Annotated in this window: 15 protein-coding genes; 3 read left to right on the top strand and 12 right to left on the bottom strand. The window is 60.8% G+C overall.

Annotation, left to right across the window (positions count from 1 at the left end; translation table 11 throughout):
- Positions 1-158 precede the first annotated feature (158 nt).
- Both HX873_RS18590 and HX873_RS18585 read left to right on the top strand, forming a co-directional pair.
- Positions 159-2,417, top strand: coding sequence for an McrB family protein (locus tag HX873_RS18590; RefSeq protein WP_177039959.1), 2,259 nt, complete (start codon positions 159-161; stop codon positions 2,415-2,417).
- Positions 2,418-2,419: 2 nt separating this feature from the next.
- The gene (locus HX873_RS18585; protein ID WP_177049488.1) at positions 2,420-4,003 is read left to right on the top strand and encodes a nuclease domain-containing protein; all 1,584 of its coding nucleotides are present in this window, start codon (positions 2,420-2,422) and stop codon (positions 4,001-4,003) included.
- Positions 4,004-4,107: 104 nt separating this feature from the next.
- Here HX873_RS18585 and HX873_RS18580 read toward each other — a convergent pair whose 3' ends face one another.
- Positions 4,108-5,217: a DSD1 family PLP-dependent enzyme gene (locus HX873_RS18580; RefSeq protein ID WP_177067357.1), complete on the bottom strand. Its 1,110-nt coding sequence runs from the start codon at positions 5,215-5,217 to the stop codon at positions 4,108-4,110.
- 57 nt (positions 5,218-5,274) lie between these two features.
- Here HX873_RS18580 and HX873_RS18575 point away from each other — a divergent pair, with 57 nt between their 5' ends.
- Positions 5,275-5,901 carry a transcriptional regulator gene (locus HX873_RS18575; protein WP_177123019.1) on the top strand — a complete coding sequence of 209 codons (627 nt, stop codon included), beginning with the start codon at positions 5,275-5,277 and terminating at the stop codon, positions 5,899-5,901.
- Position 5,902: 1 nt separating this feature from the next.
- Here HX873_RS18575 and HX873_RS18570 read toward each other — a convergent pair whose 3' ends face one another.
- The 11 genes from HX873_RS18570 to HX873_RS18520 all read right to left on the bottom strand — a co-directional run bounded on the left by HX873_RS18570 (position 5,903) and on the right by HX873_RS18520 (position 19,981).
- Positions 5,903-6,280: a RidA family protein gene (locus HX873_RS18570; protein ID WP_008430534.1), complete on the bottom strand. Its 378-nt coding sequence runs from the start codon at positions 6,278-6,280 to the stop codon at positions 5,903-5,905.
- Positions 6,281-6,292: 12 nt separating this feature from the next.
- Complete coding sequence (locus HX873_RS18565) at positions 6,293-7,540, bottom strand: dicarboxylate/amino acid:cation symporter (RefSeq protein ID WP_008430531.1); 1,248 nt, start codon at positions 7,538-7,540, stop codon at positions 6,293-6,295.
- 122 nt (positions 7,541-7,662) lie between these two features.
- Entirely contained in the window at positions 7,663-8,622 is a 960-nt protein-coding gene (locus HX873_RS18560) for a threo-3-hydroxy-L-aspartate ammonia-lyase (protein WP_003212540.1), read from the bottom strand.
- A gap of 105 nt (positions 8,623-8,727) precedes the next feature.
- On the bottom strand, positions 8,728-9,516 hold the full coding sequence (locus tag HX873_RS18555; protein ID WP_023658820.1) for an ABC transporter ATP-binding protein: 789 nt from the start codon (positions 9,514-9,516) through the stop codon (positions 8,728-8,730).
- Positions 9,517-9,527: 11 nt separating this feature from the next.
- The gene (locus tag HX873_RS18550) at positions 9,528-10,286 is read right to left on the bottom strand and encodes an ABC transporter permease (RefSeq protein WP_003212538.1); all 759 of its coding nucleotides are present in this window, start codon (positions 10,284-10,286) and stop codon (positions 9,528-9,530) included.
- A gap of 9 nt (positions 10,287-10,295) precedes the next feature.
- Positions 10,296-11,057 carry an ABC transporter permease gene (locus HX873_RS18545; protein WP_008430524.1) on the bottom strand — a complete coding sequence of 254 codons (762 nt, stop codon included), beginning with the start codon at positions 11,055-11,057 and terminating at the stop codon, positions 10,296-10,298.
- 259 nt (positions 11,058-11,316) lie between these two features.
- Complete coding sequence (locus tag HX873_RS18540) at positions 11,317-13,779, bottom strand: TonB-dependent siderophore receptor (RefSeq protein ID WP_003212536.1); 2,463 nt, start codon at positions 13,777-13,779, stop codon at positions 11,317-11,319.
- 199 nt (positions 13,780-13,978) lie between these two features.
- Positions 13,979-16,243, bottom strand: coding sequence for a TonB-dependent receptor (locus tag HX873_RS18535; protein ID WP_087693871.1), 2,265 nt, complete (start codon positions 16,241-16,243; stop codon positions 13,979-13,981).
- A 331-nt stretch (positions 16,244-16,574) separates the two neighbouring features.
- Complete coding sequence (locus HX873_RS18530) at positions 16,575-17,633, bottom strand: ABC transporter substrate-binding protein (protein WP_003212534.1); 1,059 nt, start codon at positions 17,631-17,633, stop codon at positions 16,575-16,577.
- A gap of 126 nt (positions 17,634-17,759) precedes the next feature.
- Positions 17,760-18,809 (bottom strand): ABC transporter substrate-binding protein, encoded by a 1,050-nt coding sequence (locus HX873_RS18525; protein ID WP_003212533.1) that lies wholly within the window; start codon positions 18,807-18,809, stop codon positions 17,760-17,762.
- 20 nt (positions 18,810-18,829) lie between these two features.
- The gene (locus HX873_RS18520; RefSeq protein ID WP_008430513.1) at positions 18,830-19,981 is read right to left on the bottom strand and encodes an LLM class flavin-dependent oxidoreductase; all 1,152 of its coding nucleotides are present in this window, start codon (positions 19,979-19,981) and stop codon (positions 18,830-18,832) included.
- Positions 19,982-20,085: the final 104 nt, after the last annotated feature.

The following is a 20,085-nucleotide window of genomic DNA, read 5'->3' as shown; positions in this document are numbered from 1 at the left end:
GGCGGGTGATGATTACCGTAGAAAGGCCGACAAAATGGTGACGCTTATTTGTCCTCCTGCTGGTTTCAGTTTGCAAGTCTGAGACGGACGCTTTGTGCTTTAACGATTCACGCCCGTTCAGCCGTAAAAAGACCTAGTGGCTTCGGAGAGCTAAGCCAATGTTGTTGGATTTGAAAGATGACACCCAGCTGAAAGCCGCTTGTAAAAGCGCGCTTGAGCAAACGCGCACCCAACCTGGAAATCAGGAGTGGCGTAATCGACTGATGGTCTTGCTCGAAAAAGTGCGCGAGTCGGATCACGATGAGTTCACCAGTGAGGCATTTCAGCGAATGCTTTGGGACAGCCGGGCTATTTCAGCCACAGGCATGGGCAGTGTCGACATTTCATTGGTGGCAGCCGATGGGCAAATCGCCGAGGTCTTATGGCAGCTAAAGTCAACCTATCGAGTGTTGCTCCCTGATGCCGTGGAGATGTTGATTGATTCCACCTGGTCACAGGTACTTGCCTTGGTAGAGCTCAAGGTCAAGCGCCGGCCTTTGCTGAAGTTATGTCGGTTGCTCGCGGCTATTTGTCCTGAATACTTCACGACTATTACCAATTTCCGAAAGCTCCACGAGCTGGCTATCGCGATGGGGTTTGACGGTCCCCTGGGGCATGGCCTGTCGGAGCAACGCTGGGTAATGGCGCGATTGAAGGGGGTTCTTGACGATCCTGGCCCAGGGCTGACGCAATTTTTTGTTGAGCATATGACCGTGCCTTGGTTGTTGTACGTCAATCACGTCCAAAAGGCGGAGTTGGAGGCGACGGAGGTATCAGACCTGGCTACCGGAGAGGAGCGCCTCAACCCATTACCTGCAGATCGTCGGCGCCGTGGCATGTTGGCTATTGGTGGGGGCTCATCAACCATTCGTTCAATGATCGAGTTTGCTCGTGAAGGCTGCACGCGCGAAGATTTCCGTGAGCACATGCATTCAATTAACCCCGGCCATGTAACCGGCACCCTCAACACTCAAATCAATGCGTTGATTGCGGAGTGGGGTGTATTGCGGCCTGACGGAGACAACCTTTACCTGACGCCAAGAGGCGAAAGTTTCCTTGAGTCTGGCGACCCGGATGATTTCTGCGATTGGTTGTTAACGCGTATTCTCGGTTTCGACAACATGCTCTATCTATTGATGCAGGAACCTTTGACTGTAAAGGCCCTGGCGCTGGAACTACAAAAGGTCAATCCAGGCTGGACCAGCAACTTTGTTCCGAGCTCACTGATCAACTGGTTGCGCAGCCTGAAGCTTGTTGAGTTGGCCTCCGACAAGACCTTGCAGTTGACCGAGCGTGGATTGACTTGGGCCGAACGTATTCATTGGGTTCCAGGTTTGCTCGGAGGGGACCCGGTACTGGTGCCACAAGAAACCTCGCCCGACTACCAAGGCTATATCAACCGTCCGAAACTGGGAGAGATTCTTGAGAGTTTCGACGACAACATTGTCTTGCGCCCTGAACTCATAGGCCAGCTCGATGCCGGCCTGTGGAGCCATCACCGTCGTCATCTTGCCGTATTGACGGGGTTGAGCGGTGCTGGGAAAACACTGCTGGCCCGAGGTTATGCATTGGGCTTACGGCACGGGGAAAAAGATCCCGCGCAGGGTTTGCTGACCGTTGCGGTACAACCAGGTTGGCACGATCCGTCTTGCTTGTTGGGATACATTAACCCGATTAATAATGAAGTCTATGTGCGGACGGCGCTCCTTGATTTTCTGTTGTGTGCCAGTGCAGATCCAGACCGTGCCTACACTGTGGTCCTGGACGAAATGAATCTGTCGCACCCCGAGCAGTACCTCGCACCGCTGTTGTCGGCAATGGAAACCGGTGACCGGATCGAGTTGCACGCCCAAGGCGTCGAGATTAATGGGATTCCAGCCAGCCTCGACTACCCCGCGAACCTCTTTATCATCGGTACCGTCAATATGGACGAAACCACCCATGGACTCAGCGACAAGGTGCTTGATCGTGCCTGCGTGATTGAGTTCTGGGATATTGACGTGGACGCCTTTCCTGGTTGGAAAAATAGTCCGCTTTCCAGCGAGCAGACCCACAAAGTCCAGCAGGCACTCAAGGATCTGGTCGCAGCACTTCGTCCCGTCAGGCTGCATTTCGGCTGGCGCACGATCAGCGATGTAATGGGCTATATCCGCGAGGCGTTGCGCTGGAACGTTATCGACTTTGAAAGTGCGTTGGACCAGGCTATCTATTCCAAAGTATTACCCAAACTGCGCGGTGAGGACTCGCCCCGTATCCAACGGGCGTTTGCTGCAGTGCAGGTAGTACTCAAACAGAATGAACTTACGCAATCGCAGGCCAAGATGCATGAGTTGCTGGAAGACCTCCAGTACCTGGGTTCTGCCCGGTTCTGGCGTTAAGCATGGGGCAGATTGTCTGCGTTGACCACTCAGGTCGCTTATTCAGCATCAGCCCGGATCAGCTGTGTTCAGGGTTCCATGAGCAGGGTCGTTATGTCTTTCTGATCCCCGAAGGGGCAGGCCAGTTATTTGTCGATGACGTCGCTCTGGCGGCCGGCCGGCATGAGCAACAGATGGCCTGGGTGTGGGAGCCAGGCTTCTATGCGGGGGAAGTCGCTGCTGAGCTCACAGATGTCAGCGGCAACGTTGTCGCTCTTTATCGCCTGTCTGTAGCGCCACAAGGCGAAAAACTCGAACAGGCTTCGTTTGAGCGGATGATCGCCGACATCCAGGCTTTCGACCCAAGTTTGTTGATGGGTACCGAATACACGAAAAGCCAGATCGGCGTGCAAGGTGAAGTGACGAATGTGCATCTGCAATACGCGCGCTTGCGTTGTTATGGCGACGCATTTTTGAAGGCTATGCGTAGGGTGACCAAAAGCCCACTGACGAGGCTGCGCCGAGAGCGGACAATTCAGGGGTTGAACAAGGTCAGACGGCTGGACCGATACTCTGTGCACAAGGCTATGCGCAATCCTGCAATGTTGCCGGTGTTGAACGGGCAATCCAGCAACTTCGGTACTCCCGGGCCCATTGCCTTTGACGTTTCGACGGTATTCAACGACCTTGATAATGCTGCGAACCAGACGCTCTGCGCGGTTCTGCGCGCTGTGGCTCGGCGCGCGGGGCAAGTGATCGCGGGGTTAAGTCGGCTCAGTGAGCAGAAGGAACAGGACGGTGCTCGTTCGTTACTGGTGCCAAGGCTCGCGCGCCGTATGGCGTACCTGAATCGCCTACAGCATGACCTGCGACGAATTGCGCGCAGTGAGCCCTTTACATCAATAAAGACGGCGCATATTTCATCGGCCGGGTTGAACGCTATTTCGGCGCACCCACTGTACGCAAGCGCTTATCGGGTGGGCTGGCACGCTCTGCGTAATGGGGTGGGTGGTGAGTTGAGCGAAGAAAGGCATTGGATGAGTCCTACCTGGGAAGTCTACGAACGGTGGTGTTACCTCCAAGTGGTCAAAACCTTGCAAGCGCGCTATTCACACATGGTCTGGCAAAGGGATTGCGTTTCGAACAAAGCTGAATGCATTGCCTTCAACGCAATCGCACCCAATATCGAGCTCAATGTATGGCTTCAGGTCCGCTGCCCGGCATTCGATAAAAAACCCAACCGGGGCTTCGCCAGTATTTCGCGGCAGCGTTTCCCGGATATTGTCATAACCCTTGAGGCCCATGGTCAGAAGCGTTTTTTGGTGCTGGATGCGAAGTATCGAGCCAGCCGCTATGGCGTACTGGATGCAATGCAATCCGCGCATATCTATCGGGACAGTTTGCGCTGGCAAGACCGGGGTCCTGATTGCACGTTGTTACTCGTACCAAAAAAGGGCGGAGTACCTTCATTGGAAACCACACAGTACAGGGATACATACGGGGTTGGCGTCGTGGCGCTGGGTGTTGGGGAGGACCTCAATACGCTGGGCGAATTGCTTCATGGCCTGTTGGGACCGGCTATCACTTCACACACTGAGGTCCAGTAACCACAATACCAGCGTTTAAGACCTCTTCGATCTGCGCAAGTCCTGACGCTGATCCGACATTCTGACAACGAAGACTTTTCCCGCTCTCGTTTGAGGCCTTGGATCTACCACCCCCGCAACCGCTCCCAAACCTGCACCTCACCATTCTCCAGCAGCGCGCCATAGCTGCCGAACTGCGTCCCCGTAGCACACGCATGGTTAGGCAAAACCCTCAGCCGCGTCCCCAGCGGAAACCGCTCAACCACATCCACCGCCACCCCGTCGAACCAAGCCACCCCATGCTCCTGATTCGCGCTGCCCACCAGCAACCCCTCGATCACCTCGCCACCCTCGGTACACACCTGCCCATAACCAAAATCCCGCTTCTGCGACTGCGTCCCACGATCCCGACTCATCGCCATCCACCCCGCGTCGGTAATGATCCAGCCCTTTTCCACCTGATGCCCGATCACCGTAGTCAGCACACTCAACGCCAGCTCATCAATGCGGCACACCCCAACGTTATGCATCACCAAATCAAAAAACGCATAAACCCCAGCCCGCAGCTCAGTCACACCCTCCAGGCTCACCGCCGACAGCGCCGTGGGCGTCGAACCCACACTCACCTGCAAGCAAGGCAACCCCGCCCCCCGAATCACCTCGGCCGCTGCAACACAGCGCGCCCGTTCCTGCTCGGCAATCGCCCGCAACGCCTCAGGCGTATCCAGCCCGTAACTTTCCCCGGCATGAGTCAACACCCCGGCAAGCATCCCGCCGCCATACAGCAGCCTGGCGATCTCCAGCAACAGCGGATCCTGAGGCTTCACCCCGGACCGGTGCCCATCACAGTCAATCTCAATCAGCACCGCAAAAACCTCACCCTGCAGCGCACCAAACTCGACAATCGCCCGGGCCCCGGCAAGGCTGTCGGTGATCAGCGTCAGCGCACACCCCTGACGACGCAACGCCAACGCCTGAGGCAATTTATGCGGCGCCATCGCCACCGCATACAGAACGTCCCGAATGCCGAGGTCGAAAAAATACTCGGCCTCCTTCAACGTCGAAACCGTAATCCCCGTGGCCCCGGCGGCGATTTGCGCCGCCACCACCTCGGCACATTTATGGGTCTTCACATGGGGCCGCAAGCTCACACCCAAGTCATCGGCACGCTGCTGCATACGCAGGATATTGCGCTGCATCCGGCTCACATCCAGCAAAGCTGTCGGGGTTTCCATCGTGCACACTCCAAAAGGTAAATTGACGGTCTATCCAGTACTGGATATGTTGTCTGAATGAAAAAACACACTCCCGAACAAGCGGCCTTGATCAGCCAGCTCGAACAGATTGCCGAAGGCCTGAGCAAGACCTTCAGCCCGTTTTGCGAGGTCGTGCTGCACGACCTGCGCGACCCGCAGCACGCAATCATGGCCATCCACAACAACCTCTCCGGGCGCCAGCCGGGTGACCCGGCCACCGAGCTGGGCCTGGCGCGGATTGCCGATCCCGAGTACCCGCAGGTGATCGCCAACTACCAGAACCAGTTCTCCGACGGGCGTCAGGTCAAGAGCACTTCCATCGGCATCAAGGACTCCACCGGCAAGTACGTGGCGGCCTTGTGCATGAACGTCGACCTCTCGTTGTTCCGTGGCTTGCAGGGCATGCTGGAACAGTTCGGCTCGGTCAGCGGCGACCGGCCCGCCGAGTCTCTCGACCCGTCCGGTGCCGACGCCATTCGTGCGCGCATCGACCAGTTCGCCGCACGCCTGGCGACCACCCCACGTGCCCTCAAGGCCGCCGACCGGCGCCTGCTGATGCAAGAGCTGAAAGAAGCCGGCGTGATGGACATCCGGCGTGCCATGGAAACGGTTGCCTCACACCTTGGGGTCTCGCGGGCGGCGGTCTACACCTACGCCAAATGACCTATGCCGAGCGCGCCACGGCTTCGATTTCAATCAGATAGCCGTGGTGCAGTTCCGGCACCGGCACCACCGCGCGGGCCGGGCGGTGATCTCCCAGCGCAGCGGCGTACAAGCCATCAAATTCAGGCCAGTGTTTTACCCCCACCACGTACACCGTGACTTTCACCAGGTCTGCGGGTGAGCCGCCTGCGGCCTTCAAAATCGCCAACAGATTGTCCAGGGCCACTTGAGCCTGTTCGGCAAACGAAGCCTCGAGGTTATGACGCCCGTCAGGGCTCACCGGCAATTGCCCGGAGATGTACAGCGTGCCCTGGTGGCTTACGGCCTGGGAGTAGTGCCCGGCAGGCTGGGAGGCAGTGGCTGTGTGGTGAATCTTCATGATCGGCAGTTCTCAAGCAAGGGAGGGAAGGGGAGCAGGTTGTTCATCGGTGGCACCGTGGCCAATCACCGCCGTGGCCACGCCGCAGCCGAACACGTTGGTGGCGGTACGGCCCATGTCGAGGATCGGGTCCACGGCGAGGATCAGCAGCAAACCGGCTTCCGGCAGGCCGACCATCGGCAGGCCCGCCGCGAGCACCACCAGTGAGCCGCGCGCCACGCCGGCGGTGCCTTTGCTGATGACGAGCAAGGTCAGCAGGATCATTACCTGATGGCCGAAGCTCATTTCGATGCCATAGGCCTGGGCGATGAACATCACGATAAACGCCTGGTACATCATCGAACCGTCGAGGTTGAACGAGTAACCCAGGGGCAGCACAAAACTGTTGATGCGCTTGGGCGAGCCGAAGCTGTCCAGGGCTGCGATGGTCTTGGGGTAGGCCGCCTCGCTGCTGGCGGTGGAGAACGCCAGCAAAACCGGGCTGCGCAGCAACTGCAACAGCTGTTTGAAACGTGCGCCCAGCGCCAGGTAACCCACGCCGCTGATCACCAGCCACAGTACCGCCAGGCCCAGGTAGAATTGCGCGATCAACTTGCCAAAGCTGCCCACCATCCCCAGCCCGTACAGGCTGATGGTGGCGGCAATTGCGGCAAACACCGCCAGCGGCGCGATCACCATCACGTATTCGGTGATGCGGAACATCACCTGGGTCAGTTCTTCCAGCACGTGCAGGATCGGCGACCTGGCGCTGCCCTTGACGAACGCCAGCGCTGCGCCGAAGAACAACGAAAACACCACGATTTGCAGCACCTCATTGTTGCCCATGGCCTCGACGATGCTGCGGGGGAATACATGGGACAAAAAACCCGACAGGTTGAAGCTGGCGGTGTTCAAACCGCTGTTGCCGTTGGCCGCCACACTCAGGTTGAGCCCCGCGCCTGGCTGAAACAGATTGGCCAATGTCAAACCGATCAGCAGCGATACCACGGACGCAATCAAAAACCAGGTCATCGCCTTCAACCCGACACGGCCGATGGAACCGCTGTCGGCCATGCTCGCCACGCCACTGATCAACGTCGCCAGCACCAGCGGCGCGATGACCATCTTGATCAGGCGCAAAAACACGTCGGTGACCATGCTGAAGTAACCCGCGATGGTCTTGGCGGTGTCGGCGTCCAGTTGGGCATGCAGCACGGCCCCCACCAGCACGCCAAGGATGATCGCAATCACAATGGCCCGGGCCAGGTAACGATTTTTCATAAGCACCTCTTGTTGTTAACGCTCAGGGAACACCCGGGCATTTTTTATAGGCGGCAGAAATTGCAGGCAGCAGGAAGCCATGTGGCAAGCACGCTCGCCACAGTATTTTCTTGTTGGAGGTTTTAGCCCTTTAGCAGGCTCGCGTACTTCTCGATATCGACGTTGCCACCGGTCACGATGATGCCCACGCGCTGGCCCCGGAACTGCTGCTTGAGGTTGCGCAAGGCCGCAAGGCCGAGGCAACCGGTGGGCTCCACGACCATCTTCATGCGTTGCATGAAGAACCTCATCGACTCCACTAACTCGGCGTCCGAGACCGTAAGGATGTCATTCACGTTCTCGCGGATGATCGGGAAGGTGTGATTGCCAAGGTGCTGCGTCTGGGCGCCGTCTGCGATGGTCGCGGGCGTGTCGATGTGCACGATGCTGCCGGTCTGGAAGGAGCGCTGGCCGTCATTCCCGGCTTCGGGCTCGACCCCGTACAGCAGGCAATCAGGTGACAAGGCACGGGTGGCCAATGCCGTACCGGAGAGCATGCCGCCACCGCCCAGGCCGACAAACAAGGCATCCAGTGGGCCGGTGAATTCCAGCAGCTCCTTGGCGGCAGTGCCCTGGCCGGCTAGCACGTCCGGGTGGTCGTATGAGGGGATCAACGTCATGCCGTGCTGCTCGGCCAGGGTGCGGCCGATCTGCTCGCGGTCTTCGGTGATACGGTCGTAGAACACCACGGTCGCGCCGTATTCCCGGGTGGCGGCGACCTTGGCAGCCGGGGCGTCGGTGGGCATTACGATGGTGGCCGGCATCTGCAACAGGCGGGCGGCCAGTGCGATGCCTTGGGCGTGATTGCCCGAGGAAAACGCCACTACACCGGCCTTGCGCTGCGCCTCGTCAAACCGGGAAAGCGCATTGAACGCACCGCGAAACTTGAATGAACCGGTGCGTTGCAGGTTTTCGCATTTGATGAACACCTGGGCGCCGGTCTCGGCATCGAGGGTGCGCGAGGTGAACACCGGCGTGCGGTTGGCGAAGCCCTCCAGGCGTTCGGCGGCTTTGATCACGTCATGGTACGAAGACAGTTGCATGGAAAGGACCTCTGAAAATGAACCGGGCACGAGCGCATTGCATTTGCTGTCTGGATAAAATATCCATAACTATACAAAATGTAAAGCTCGGCATGCCCACTGTCTTCAGTGCCCGACCAGCTCTTCCAGCAACCGGTCCTTGTAGCCCTGCAAGACCGGCGAACTGCGCTCCCTCGGATGTGGCAAGTCCACCCGGATTTCATGCTTGATCCGCCCCGGGTGGGCGTCCATCACGATCACCCGGTCACCCAGGTACAGCGCCTCTTCGATGTCATGGGTGACCATGATCACCGTGCAGCGCTGTTGCACCCAGATCCGTTGCAGCTCCCGCTGCAGGTGCACACGGGTCAGGGCGTCGAGGGCGCCCAGTGGTTCATCGAGCAACAGTACCTTGGGTTTATTGATCAGTGCCCGGGCGATTGCAGCACGTTGCGCCATGCCGCCGGAGAGCTGGTGCGGGTAGGCGTTTTCAAAGCCGGTGAGGTTGACCAGAGCGATATGTTCGGCCACTTGCCGATCCTTTTCGGACTGGGGCAGGTTGTGGTTTTTCAGGGCCAGGGCGATGTTCTGGCTGACGGTCATCCACGGGAACAGGCGGTGATCCTGGAACACAATGCCGCGCTCCAGGCTGGTGGCGGCGATGCGCTGGCCGTCCAGCAGGATATCGCCTTCGTACTCGGCCTCCAGCCCGACAATCAGGCGCAGCAAGGTGGATTTGCCGCAGCCGCTGGCGCCGACGATGCTGACAAACTCCCCTGGCCGCACGTCGAGGTTGATGTTGTGCAACACCGGCAGCGGCTTGCCTTCGATCCGATAGGCCTTGTTCAGGCCGCGAATCTGCAGGGCGCCGGTCTGCACGGCGGTGTGGAGGGCGTGGTGGGCGATTGCGTTCATGTTCATGGCCTTCAACGAATATTGCGCCAGCGCAGCACGTGGCGGCTGAGGCGGGTAAACAGCAGGTTCATCAGGTAGCCCAGCAGGCCGATGCACAGCACGCTGAGCACGATCACTTCCATGCGCGAGCCAGCCTCGGCATTCATCATCAGGTTGCCCAGCCCGGCGCCGGAGGACAGGAACAGCTCACTGCCGATCGCCGTGACCCAGGCGAAGGCGAGGGCATGCAACACGCCGGTGGCGATGCTCGGCAACGCCGCCGGCAACAGCACGTGCACGAACTGCTGCACCGGGCTGAGCACCAGCACCTGGCCGACTTCACGATAACGCTGCTCCACATGGCTGAAGCCCTGGTAGGTGTTGAGCACCATCGGGTAGAACGCCGCGAGGCTGACGATCAGCACCTTGGAGAGCTCGCCGTTGCCGAACCACATGGCAATCAACGGGATCCAGCCCAGCATCGGCACCTGGCGAATCGAATGGAACAGCGGGCCGATCAAACGGTTGGCCACACTCGACAGCGCCATCAGCACCCCCAGCACCACGCCGAACAGGATGCCCAGGGCCAGGCCGCCACTGGTGCGGGCCAGGCTGGCCAGCAGGTTGACCAGCAACTCGCCGTTACCGAGCATTTCCAGCAACGCCGAGCCGATCGCCGACAGCGGCACAAAGGCGTAGGCGCCGGCCGCGTCCTGGCGCGAGGCGTATTCCCAGGCGAGGATCAACAGCAGCGGCAGCAACAGGCCGCGGGATTTTTTCAAGAGGGTCATGCCGGGCTCCTAGCGGGTCTGCCAGCGAAACAGCCGCTGTTCCAGTGAACGAAAGCCAAAGTCGAGGGCAAAACCAATCAGCCCGGTGACCACCACACCCACCATCACCACGTCGATGCGCAGCATCTGCCGGGCCATCTCGATCATCTGCCCCAGGCCGCTGTCGGCCGCCAGCAGTTCGGTGGCCACCAGCACCACCCAGGCGCGGGTCAGGCTGATACGAAAACCGGTGATGATCGGCGGCGCGGCAGCGGGCAGGGCGATGCGCCAGACGAAGGTCGGCCAGCGCAGGCGGTACACGTCGGCCACTTCGAAGTAGCTGCGGGGAATGCCCTTGACGCCTTCGCTGGCGGCCAGGGCCACCGGGAAAAATGCGGTCTTGGCGACGATGATGATCTTGAAGGTTTCATCAATGCCGAACAGCAGCACGAACATCGGGATCAGCGCGATGCTGGGGATCTGGCGCAAGGTGTGGAACAGCGGGGCGCAATACACCTCGACGTTCTTTGACAGGGCCATCAGCACGCCGAAGGCCAGGCCGCACAGCGAGCCGATGCCAAAGCCCAGACCGAGCCGGGACAGGCTGTTGCCCAGGTGTTCAGCGAGTTCGCCGCTGGCGAGCAGTTCTTCAAAGGTTTGCAGGACCTGGGCCGGCGGTACCAGCAGGTTGCGCGGGAAGATCCCGAGGTGCGCCACCAGCGTCCAGGTGGCGAGCAGGGCCAGCGGCGAGATGAGCCAGGTCAGGGCAGTGAGCAATCGGTAAGGGCGCATGGCGGGTCTTATTTCAGCGAAGTACCCGGGGGCTATCGCAAGACATGTGCCAGTGAACACAACAGGGGAGAACAATGAAGGCCAAATGTGGGAGCTGGCTTGCCTGCGATGACGGTGGCCAGTAAACATTGAGGCTGGCTGATCCACCGTCATCGCAGGCAAGCCAGCTCCCACAATGGATGGGTGTACATCCGAATGCCCGAATGATGCCTGGCCAACAATGGGGTGCTGCTGCAGCAACACCCCATCAGCAATTACCTCAGAAGTCGTAGCTCACACTGGTGTAGTAGAACGCACCCTGGGCGCCTTCAGGACTGGTGATCGAGTAGATCGGCACACCGTACAACTGCGCGCCGGAAGCCTTGTCCGGGTGAGTGTTGAACAGGTTCGTCGCACCGGCTGAAAGCTTGATCCCCTTGCCAAGGTTGTAGGACACGTCCAGGTCGGTGACCCATTGCGGGCTGAAGGTCTGGTCGAGGTTCGGGTTGGCGGCGTTGAGGCTTTTCCATTCGCCATAACGGCGCTGGGCCACGGTGACTCCCCACTTTTCATAGGCCCAGTTGGCGCTGAGGGTCAGCTTGTAGTCCGGGGTGCCGTGCTCGATCAGGCCTTGGGTGGTGCGGCCGATGATCTGGTTGCCCGCGATGTTGCCGACGTTGCGCAGGTCGGTGATTTGCGTGCGATTACGCGCATAGCCGGCGTTGAAGTTCACCCGGCCCCATTGCTGCAGGTCGAGTTTGTAGTTGCCGGTCAGTTCGATACCGTCGGTGCGGGTGTCGGCGATGTTGGTGTAGAACGCCGCGCTCTGGATATTGGCGTAAGGCGTCCCGGCGAAGATCGGCGAGACCACCGAGGCCGGCAATTGGTCGGAAAGGGTAATGCGGTTGTTGATGTTGATGCGGTAGGCATCCACCGTCACCGATGCGTTGTCCAGCGGTTGCCAGACCAGGCCCAGCGAGTAGTTGGTCGACTCCTCGGGCTTGAGCTGTGTGCCGCCCAGGGCCTGGGCTTCCGGGCTGTTGGCGCGCAAGGTGCGCTGCTGCACCTCGACGTAGTTGCCGCTGCCCGGCGGCTGTTCCACCACCTGCACACTGAACGACGACATGCCGCTCTGCGCCAGGGACGGTGCGCGATAGCCGGTGCTGGCGCTGGCCCGTGCGGCGATCTGCGGGGTGAAGTCGTAGCGCAGCGACAGCTTGCCGTTGGTGGTGTCGCCAAAGTCCGAATAGTGCTCGGTACGCACTGCGACACCGGCCTGGAACTTCTCGGTGACCTGGCCTTCGACATCCAGATACGCGCCCAGCACCTTGCGTTGCAGCGAGTCGGCATCCACCGGGGTGATACCCGAGTAATACCCGGTGAGCCGGCGTCCGGTCACCGGGTCAACGGTGTTGAACAGCGGGCCGTTCTGCGAGGCGGCCGGCGCGCCTGCGCTCAACTGGTAATTTTCCTGGCGCCAGGCCAGGCCTGCGGAGACGGTCAGCGGCTTGAACAGCAAGTCGGTGGGGAAGTCCCGCACCCAATCCAGGGTCACGTTGGTCTGGTCGTTCTTGCGCTCGCCGGTGTAGATCGTCGCCGGGCTGTTGGTGCCCCAACTGGGGTTGATCGCGTTGTAGTCGGTAGACTTGACGATGTTGGTGCCGTGGTTAAGCGCCAGGTCGAACTTGCCCAGTTGCTCGTTTTCGTACCGCAGGCCACCGGTGGCGGCATAGTCTTCCAGGGTGTAGCGCGTGATCGGCAAACGGCCGTCCGGATAACGCTGCAAGGAAACGCTGCCGTAGTTGTTGTACAGCGCGGTGGGCGGGTCAAAAAAACCGGTGGAGTCGGTGTTCTTGTGGGAATAGGTGGCGAACCCGTAGGCGGTCAATCCTTCGCCCACACCCATCTCGCCGTTGGCCAGGAAGTTGTACTGGTCGGAGACACTGTTGGAGCCCCAGTTCCAGGTGCGATAGCGGTTGTTCTGCTCGCGCGGCGTGTTCACGCTGGTGTCGCCGCGATAAAAGATTCGGTTGTCCGGGTTGGTGTCGCTGGCCGGGTCCTGGCTGCCGGCATCGAAACTCAAAGTCAGGAAACCGTCATTCGGCAGTTCGAAGCCTTTCCAGCCGCTGTACTTGCGCTGCATGCCATCGCCCTTGTTGTAGCCACCGAAACGGTAGCCGACGTTGCCGCCGTCGTCCTTTTGCTTGAGCACGATGTTGATCACCCCGGCAATCGCATCGGAGCCGTATTGAGCGGCGGCGCCGTCACGCAGGATCTCCACGTGGTCGATCGCGCTCAACGGGATCAGGCTCAAGTCCACCGCTGCCGCGCCACGACCGTTGGCCAGGCTCTGGCGGGTGATGTTGGCGCTGGTGTGGCGGCGCTTGCCATCCACCAATACCAGCACCTGGTCGGAAGCCAGGCCGCGCAGCGAGGCGCCCTGGGCGATGGAACCGGCAAATGCACCCTGGGGCGACTGCGGGAAGCTGAAGGACGGCGACAGTGCGGTCAGTGCGCCGGACAGGTCGGCAGCGCCGGTTTGCTGCAATTGCTCGCCGCTCAGCACATCTACCGGTGCGGCGCTTTGCAGCGCGGTGACGTCGCTGCGGCGGGTGCCGAGTACCACCACGGTGTCGAGCTTGTCGGTCTTGGCAGTGGGCTGCGCATCGGCGGCTACAGCAGGCACGGCAAGGCTGCCCATGACCAGCGCGATGGCGCCGGCCAACGGAGTACGTTGGAACATAGAAAGGTCCTTTCGAAGCGTGTTGACGAGGGCGGCCGGGTGCTATGGCTCAAACAAAGAAGGTCAACTGTGGGAGCGGGCTTGCCTGCGATGATGGCGGCACAGCCACATAATGGTTGGCTGACCCACCGCTATCGCAGGCAAGCCAGCTCCCACATTTGATCTCCGGCGTTTGGTGAATAGTGTCCGGCGGCTGAAGTTAGAAGCGGCTGGTCACGCTCAGCCCCACGGTGCGTGGGTCGCCGTAAGTGATCACGTACTGCCCCAGCCCGCCGTTCGGCCGGCCATGCACCTGATAGCGGCGGTCGGTGAGGTTGTTCACAAACCCGGTGACGCTGAGTTTTTCGTCGGCGCTGTACCAGGTCAGGCGGCTGTTGGCCAAGGTGTAGTGCGGCTGGCTCAAGTCCTTGTCGGCGCTGCTCTGGCGGTCGGCGAGGAAGTATTCCTTGTCGCGAAAACTCACGTCGGCACCGGCCACCAGCTTGCCGCCGATTTCCAGCGGGATGGTGTAGTCGCCACCCAGCGACACCACGTTGCGCGGCGAGCGCACGAAGCTGTTGCCGCTGTAGTCACCCGTGACCGCACCGGTGTTGGGGTTGGTGTTTTTGAAGTCGGTGTATTCGGTATCCAGGAACGAAATCGCCGCCCGCAGGTGCAGGTAGTCGGTGGGTTGGCCTTCCAGTTCCAGCTCGGCGCCCTTGACCTTGCCCTTGGCGCCGTTGGTCAGCGCGGTGGTCAGTACGCCGTTGTTGACGGTCAGCAGGTTGACCTGAATGTCCGAGTAGTCGTAGTAGAAGATGTTCGCGTTGGCCGTCAGGCGATGGTTGAACCACTCGGACTTCACGCCGAATTCGTAGGCATCGAGTTGTTCCGGGTCCACCGTGGTCAGCTGCGACAGGCTGGTGGACAGCCCGGTGTTGAAGCCGCCCGAGCGGAAGCCGTGGGCATAGCGGAAGAACACCCGCACGTTGTCGTTGATCCGGTATTCCGGGGTCAGGTCATAGGTCCAGGCTTCCCAGGTCTTGTCTTCCTGGCGGTTGCCGTTGGTACCGACGCCGCCCAGGGGAATCAGCGGGCCATTGGCGGTGGCGCGCGTCAACTGAGTGAGGTTGAGGTCGATGTCTTTCTTTTCCTGGGTCCAGCGCAGGCCACCGGTCACGCTGAAGTTGTCGGTGAGGTCGTAGGTCAGGTTGCCGAACAGCGCGTAGCTGTCGGTGGTGTGGTTGTAATTGAGGTCGCGAAAGTCCGTCGCGCCGTTGACCTGGTTCGAGCCGGTGCCATTGGGTGTCGGGCCCGGGGCGATAAAGCGTCCGGCGCTGCTGTCCAGGTCTTCATGGAAATAGTGCGCGCCGGCCAACCAGCGCAGGGTTTCCTGCTGGGGCGAGGCCAGGCGGATTTCCTGGGAGTACTGGGTGTATTTGTTGTCGGCGGTAGAGGTGCCGTTGACCTCGTAGGGCGTGTAGTCGGCATCGCCACTGGACTGGCCGCGGATGTAGTCGTAGGCGCTGATGGACGTGAGGGTGTAATCGCCCAGGTGCCAGTTGAGGGTCAGCGAAGTACCGTCATGGTTGAGCTTGGAGTCGTCGTCCACGTTCAGCGCAATATTGCGCCCGGCGGGGCGGGTGTAGCCCACGTTGTAGTAGCGGCCGAGGGTCAGCGCACCGTTGGCGCCGTCGCCCTTGAACTCGCGGCTGTGGATCTTCCACAGCGCGTCCAGGTCCGGGTTGAGCTGGGCGAAGAATTGCAGGCGCACGGCCTTTTTGTTGACGTCGCCGTAGGTGTGATCGTCGATCAGGTTTTTCTGGAAACCGTCGCGTTCCTCGGAGTACAGCGAGATCCGCGCCGCGAGTTTTTCCGGAACCAGGGTGCCGCCGATGGCGCCATTGACGATGCGTTCGTTCTTGCTGCCAAAACCGATCGTGCCATAGCCGTCGGTGTCGAAGGTCGGTTTCTTCGAGATGATATTCACCGCGCCGGCCGTGGTGTTCTTGCCATACAGCGTGCCTTGGGGGCCGCGCAGGATCTCGATGCGTTCGAGGTCAAACAGCGGACCGCCACCGGCAATCGGTGCGTTCAGGTACACGTCATCGGCGTAGATGCCCACCGGGTACACAGTGGCCGCGCCGGTGTCGCCGGTGCCCAGGCCACGGATGTACCAGCGCGGGCGCCCGTCGCCGTCGGGGTTTTTCGCCGAGGCGTTGGGAATGAAGGTGGTGATATCGCCCATCGACCGCACGCCGTCGGCAATGATGCTGGTGCCTTGTACCGCCGACACCGCGACCGGAACCTCTTGCAGGGTTTCTTCCCGGTGTTGTGCGGTGACGGTCACGGTCTTCAGCGACGGTTCGGTTTTGCCTGCATCGTTTTCGGCAGCGTCGGCGGCCAGCAGATGTTCGCTGGCGGTGCCGCCTGCCAGCAGTAAAGCGAGCCACAGGCCCTTGGTGATTGGATTAAGTGTGTGCATTGAAATCTCCCCCGGAAAAGTTTCCTTGAAGGGGTTAGAGCAGAGATCGTGCCAAGCAGATTTCAGGGTCGATACATGGTTGTAAGATATTGATATATAACGATTAAAAAATTCAAGAAGAGGACGTTTTCGAACAATTGAAAGCGCAGCCGAAGGCCGCTTGAAAAGCCTGTCGAAGATTCAGCAGAAGTTGCTTGGAGGGTGCTGCTGGAGCAGCAGGGGAGGTGTTGCCGTAGCAGCTGTCGAGCCCCGGCGAGGCTGCGTAAACGGTGTATCTGACACACCGCAAACGCAGCCTCGCCTGGGCTCGACAGCTGCTACATGGGGGAGGTCAAACAGCCACGCGGGAGGTGGAGCCGATGACCTTTTCCAGCACGCTGAAATCAATCCAGTCGCGCACATCGAAGCGCCGTGGAATAAAGTTCCAGCGATGCAGGAAATCGGTGAAATCCTGCAAGGCTTCGATGGAGCGCGAATCGAGCGTGGTACGCAGCCGACGATGGGCATCTTCGCCGTAGGCCGCGGTTACCCAGTACTCGCTGGTGTTGAGTTCCTGTGCCAGGAAGCGCCGGGTCTCGTCCGGATTGGCCCAGGCCCATTGCTCGGTGCGCAGCACGGTGTCGACGATTTTCACGCTGGCGTCGAAGTGCTCCTGCAGCAGGTTGATGTCCACCGTCAGGGTGCGTGGCGTGCCGTTGTTGGAGCGGATCAGCGGGTCCGGGTGCGAACCGGTGTCCACCACCACATGCAGGCCGAACTCGTTGGCCAGGTGCACGGCGTGGGCACCTTTGAGGAAGATCGCGTCGATATCACCGCGCAGCAGGCCGATCAGTTCGTTGTTGCGGCGGCTGAAGCGGCTCACCCCCAGGCTCGCCGGGGAGCCGTAGACGTATTGCACCTGGTTGTCGCTGTAGGTGCCGCCGTAGGGGTAGTCCACCAGCTCTACGTCCGAGACTTCCAGGCCTTCGAGCTTGAGGGCGTTTTCCAGGCCGCGCAGGGCCTGGGCACGGGTGAAGTCGATCTGCACGTTGGCCCATTTCGGCAGGCCGAAGCGCCGGTTTTTCAAGTCGCGCACGCTGCGCACACCGCTTTCGGCGGTGGTCAGGATCAACTGCACCTCATCGCTCCACGATAGCCCCAGCACCCGGGTTTCCACGCCACTGGCGTAGGCCCAGATCGCCGGGATATTACCGCCGTGGCGCACCGAGTTTTTCAGGTGATGGTCGTAATGCGCCTCGCGAACTTCCCGTTCCGTGGACTCGCGCAACGACTGGATATTGGTGCCAAAAGGCAGGAACGCCTCGGCCAGGCGACCGGACTGCACAGCAATGCCAAGACCGGTGGGAACCGGGCTGTGGGTGTACCAGAGAGTATCGAGTGGTTTGCTCATAAGGGTCTTCGTTCAAATCCATGAAATAGGAAACCTTTGCAGGAGCCCGGCTTGCCGGCGATGAGGCCCGAAAGGTCAATACCCCATTCAAGGCCGTCATCGCCGGCAAGCCGGCTTCTACAGGGGTTAGCCTGCCAGCGCAGTTTTGCCGTTCAAGAGTGCTTCCAGCGGCCGTGCATCAATCCATTCACGCACGTCGAAGCTTTTCGGGATAAAGCGCCAGCGGTGCAGGAAATGCGTGAAGTCCTGCAGCGCGGCAATTGCCTGTTCATCCAGTTCGGTGCGCAGGCGCAAGTGGGCGTCGTTGCCGTAGGCGGCGGTGACCCAATACTCACTGCTGTTGGTTTCCTGGGCCAGGTAGCGGCGGGTTTCCTCCGAGTGGGTGTGGGCCCATTGCTCGGCGCGCAGGACCGAGTCAAGAATGCCGGTGGCTACGTCGAAGTGGTTTTCCAGCAGGTTCAGGTCCACCGCCAGGGTGCGCGGCGTGCCGTTGTTGCTGCGGATCAGCGGGTCCGGGTGCGAGCCGGTGTCGATCACCGTGTGCAGGCCGAAATCATGAGCCTGTTGGGCGGCGTGGGCGCCCTTGAGGAAGATCGCATCGACTTCACCGCGCAGCAGGCCTATCAGCTCCAGGTTGCGTTCGCTGACTTTTTGCGTGACCGGCGTACCGGCGATATTGCGCACCGGGGTATCGCTGAAGGTGCCGCCGTAGCGGAAGTTCTTCAGCTTCACGTCGCCGACTTTCAGGCCTTCCAGTGACAACGCGTTTTCCAGCCCGCGCAGGGCCTGGGCGCGGGTGAAGTCGATCTGTGCGCCGGCCCAGTCCGGCAAGCCGAAAGTACGGCCCTTGAGGTCCTTGACGGTTTTGATGCCGCTGTCCTGGCGGGTCAGGATCAGTTGCACTTCATCTGCCCACGACAGGCCGATCACTCGGGTTTCCCGGCCTTGGGCGCGGGCCCAGATCGCCGGGATATTGCCGCCATGGCGTACCGAATTGCGCAAGGTGTGATCGAAGTGCGATTCGCGCACCGCCTTGTCATCGGACTCACGCAGCGACTGCACCTCGGTGCCCAGGGCACCGACTGTGTCTTGCAGCCAGCCTTTTTGCACTGCAATGCCCAGGCCGGTGGGCACGGGGCAGCGGGTGTACCAGAGCGTATCGAGAGGTTGGGTCATCAGGAGTTCTCCCACAGCGTTCAGGCGCTGGCTTTCAAAGGTTGGATCGCCGGGCGTTGGTGCACAAGCGGCAGGACTTCCTGGCCAATGCGCAACGCTTCTTCCAGGTGTGGATTGCCGGCGAGGATGAAGGTCGAGAAGCCGGCGTCGCGGTATTCCACCAGGCGCTCGGCGATGTTCTGGTGGCTGCCGACCAGGCCCACGGTCGGACCCGGTTTGGCTTTGGCGAAACCGGCCCACAGGTTGGGACCGATGATCAGGTCATCGAAGCGGTCGACGTTCTGGTGGTACGCGGTCTGGCGTGCGCCGCCGACCGAGTCCGAGCCGCTGGTAAAGCCCTTGGCGACCTGGCTGCTCTTGCCTTCGAGCTTGTCGAACTGGCGACGCAGGTCTTTCCAGGCTTGCTCCTCGGTCTCCCGGGCGAACAGGTCTACCCGCAGGCCGAAGCGCACGGTGCGGCCTTGTTTGTCGGCCAGTTCGCGCACGCGCTCGATGTGTGGCTTGAGCTTGTCGATGGGTTCGGCCCAGTTCAGGTACACGTCGGCGTGTTTGGCGGCGACGTCGAGGGCGGCGTCGGAGAAACCGGAGAAGTACACGCCGGGCTTGCGTTCGTGGTGCAGGCCGTGGGGCAGGGCGCCGTTTTCCAGTTGGTAGATATCACCGTTGTAGGAGAATTTTTCGTGCTCCCAGAGGCCCTGGATGATGTCGAGGAATTCGCCGGTGCGCTTGTAGCGCAGGTCGTGTTCGAGGAAGTCACCGTTGGCGCGCTGGCTGGCGGGGTTGCCGCCGGTGATGATGTTCCACTCTACGCGGCCACGGCTGAGGTTTTGCAGGATCGCGGCTTGTTGGGCGGCGTAGGCGGGCAGGGTCCAGGTGGCCTGGAAGGCGATCAGGAATTTGATGCGCCGGGTTTCTCGGGCCAGGGCGGCGGCGACGATCCATGGTTCGGGGCCGGTGGGCAGCAGGGCGCCTTCGAAGCCGGCGAGTTCGGCGGCTTTGGCGACCTGAGCGATGTAGTCGATGTAGGTGAAGTCGTCGGGTTGGCCGTTGGGCAGGCGGCCTGGTGCGATGTTGCCGGGGCGGTAGGTGGGGTTGCCGCGGTTGTGTTTGTCGGTGGTGAGTTGGGGGCCGTCGGTGCCCAGCGGCAGGCGCCAGAAGAATTCAGTGGTCATGGGTGCTCCGGTTCAGTCGTATTGGGTGCGGGGACCTTTGGGGATTGGGACTGCAACGGGCATGCCATGGGGGCTTGGGCCAACGGGGGCAGGGGGTTGTGGGT

This window comes from Pseudomonas sp. P7758, assembly GCF_013386485.1.
Lineage (GTDB): Bacteria > Pseudomonadota > Gammaproteobacteria > Pseudomonadales > Pseudomonadaceae > Aquipseudomonas.
Note: the sequence above shows the minus strand (reverse complement) of the source record. Positions and strands in the feature narration are given on the sequence as shown.

Coding starts and splice junctions, on each gene's coding strand:
- HX873_RS18590 (WP_177039959.1), top strand. CDS start 159: ATGTTGTTGGATTTGAAAGATGACACCCAGCTGAAAGCCGCTTGTAAA.
- HX873_RS18585 (WP_177049488.1), top strand. CDS start 2,420: ATGGGGCAGATTGTCTGCGTTGACCACTCAGGTCGCTTATTCAGCATC.
- HX873_RS18580 (WP_177067357.1), bottom strand. CDS start 5,217: ATGGAAACCCCGACAGCTTTGCTGGATGTGAGCCGGATGCAGCGCAAT.
- HX873_RS18575 (WP_177123019.1), top strand. CDS start 5,275: ATGAAAAAACACACTCCCGAACAAGCGGCCTTGATCAGCCAGCTCGAA.
- HX873_RS18570 (WP_008430534.1), bottom strand. CDS start 6,280: ATGAAGATTCACCACACAGCCACTGCCTCCCAGCCTGCCGGGCACTAC.
- HX873_RS18565 (WP_008430531.1), bottom strand. CDS start 7,540: ATGAAAAATCGTTACCTGGCCCGGGCCATTGTGATTGCGATCATCCTT.
- HX873_RS18560 (WP_003212540.1), bottom strand. CDS start 8,622: ATGCAACTGTCTTCGTACCATGACGTGATCAAAGCCGCCGAACGCCTG.
- HX873_RS18555 (WP_023658820.1), bottom strand. CDS start 9,516: ATGAACGCAATCGCCCACCACGCCCTCCACACCGCCGTGCAGACCGGC.
- HX873_RS18550 (WP_003212538.1), bottom strand. CDS start 10,286: ATGACCCTCTTGAAAAAATCCCGCGGCCTGTTGCTGCCGCTGCTGTTG.
- HX873_RS18545 (WP_008430524.1), bottom strand. CDS start 11,057: ATGCGCCCTTACCGATTGCTCACTGCCCTGACCTGGCTCATCTCGCCG.
- HX873_RS18540 (WP_003212536.1), bottom strand. CDS start 13,779: ATGTTCCAACGTACTCCGTTGGCCGGCGCCATCGCGCTGGTCATGGGC.
- HX873_RS18535 (WP_087693871.1), bottom strand. CDS start 16,243: ATGCACACACTTAATCCAATCACCAAGGGCCTGTGGCTCGCTTTACTG.
- HX873_RS18530 (WP_003212534.1), bottom strand. CDS start 17,633: ATGAGCAAACCACTCGATACTCTCTGGTACACCCACAGCCCGGTTCCC.
- HX873_RS18525 (WP_003212533.1), bottom strand. CDS start 18,809: ATGACCCAACCTCTCGATACGCTCTGGTACACCCGCTGCCCCGTGCCC.
- HX873_RS18520 (WP_008430513.1), bottom strand. CDS start 19,981: ATGACCACTGAATTCTTCTGGCGCCTGCCGCTGGGCACCGACGGCCCC.